Source organism: Lentzea sp. NPDC058450 (genome assembly GCF_042721395.1).
In the GTDB taxonomy this organism is placed as follows: domain Bacteria; phylum Actinomycetota; class Actinomycetes; order Mycobacteriales; family Pseudonocardiaceae; genus Lentzea.
Genome location: NZ_JBHXLO010000070.1, coordinates 1 through 1432, shown reverse-complemented (window position 1 = coordinate 1432; position 1432 = coordinate 1). Strand labels below are relative to the sequence as shown.

Annotated in this window: 2 protein-coding genes; both read right to left on the bottom strand. The window is 67.2% G+C overall.

The window, feature by feature from the left end; genetic code table 11:
• Positions 1 to 37: 37 nt before the first annotated feature.
• The gene (locus ACFWNN_RS45575; protein WP_382446210.1) at positions 38 to 844 is read right to left on the bottom strand and encodes an IS3 family transposase; all 807 of its coding nucleotides are present in this window, start codon (positions 842 to 844) and stop codon (positions 38 to 40) included.
• Positions 845 to 888: 44 nt separating this feature from the next.
• Positions 889 to 1212, bottom strand: coding sequence for a transposase (locus tag ACFWNN_RS45570; RefSeq protein ID WP_382446211.1), 324 nt, complete (start codon positions 1210 to 1212; stop codon positions 889 to 891).
• Positions 1213 to 1432 lie beyond the last annotated feature (220 nt).

Here is a 1432-nt window from a genome sequence, read left to right as displayed (position 1 = left end):
TGAACTGCTGTCCGAAAGTTGGACTGGGGTGTGAAGGTTAGGTAGTGAGGGCGCGGGCTCGGTAGTCGGCTGGACTGAGGTTGCCGAGCGTGGTGGAGATGCGGGTGGTGTTGAACCAGGTCATGTAGTCGTCCAGGGCGGTGGTGAACTCGGCGACGGTGTCGAACCTGTTGTGGTGGAAGAGTTCTTCTTTGAGGTGACCGAAGAAGTTCTCGGCGATGGCGTTGTCGAGGCAGTTGCCGCGGCGGGACATCGACTGGGTCAGGCCGGCGTCGGAGAGGATCCGCCGCCAGGCGGTGTGCTGGTAGTGGACGCCCTGGTCGGAGTGCACCAGCGGCCGCTGCCCTGGTCGCAGGGTCGCGATGGCCTTGCGCAGCGAGGAGTTCGCCAGTTCCAGTGTCGGCGAGGGCCCGTGCGAGTAGGCGATGACCTGGCGGTCGAACAGGTCGATCACCGGTGACAGGTAGATCTTGCGGCCACCGATCGTGAACTCGGTGAGGTCGGTGACCCAGGCCAGGTTCGGAGACGGCACGCGGAACTGGCGGTCCAGCACGTTCGCCGCGACCACAGCAGACGCCCCTGACCAGGCGCGATAGCGTCGGCGTCGGCGCACCCGGCAGACCAGGCCCAGCGTGTTCATCACCGTCAGCACGGTCTTGGCCGCGACCCGCCAGCCCCGGCCGGTGAGCACGGCATGCACCCGCCGATACCCGTAACGACCCTGGGCCTGCGTGAACACCTCGGTGACCGCGGATTTGAGCCCGGCCCGCCGGTCGGGCCGGGTCAGCCGGGCCTGGTGATAGAAGAACGTCGACCGGGCCAGGCCAGCGACCTGCAGCAGCACCGGCAGCGGGAACTCCGCCTTGAGAGTGACGACGACCTGAGTCCTCAGTCGCGCTCCTGCTCCCTCAAGGCCCGTAGTTTTCCCAGGTAGGCGTTCTCCGCCCGCAGCCGCAGGTTCTCCGCCCGCAACCGCTGCAGCTCACCGGCCTCACCCGAACCGGCGGTCATCTCAGGCCCAGGTTGTTCCCGCTTGGGCCGCAACGCGTCCTCGCCACCACGCCGGACCAGCCCGGCCCAGCTCTGCACCAGCTTCGGCGAGGACAACCCGTACTCGGCGGCCAGCTCGGCCGAGGTCGCCTCACCCGCCGTGAACCGGCGCACCACCTCGAGCTTGACCTCGAACGAGTACACCCGCGCATCCCGCCTCACAACCAGCGCACCCCTGCCTCGCAGCCGCCACCGATCATGCAAGCGTCCCACCGCTGGGCGACTCACACCCAGCCTGGTCGCCACCGCCTTCGGACCAAACCCCTGCTCGAACAACCCCACCGCAGCCTCACGCTGCCCAACCGACAACGAACTACCCGAATACACAACACTCCCCGGACGAAGGAACTGGAACCCAGTCCAACTTCCGGGGAGCAGTTCA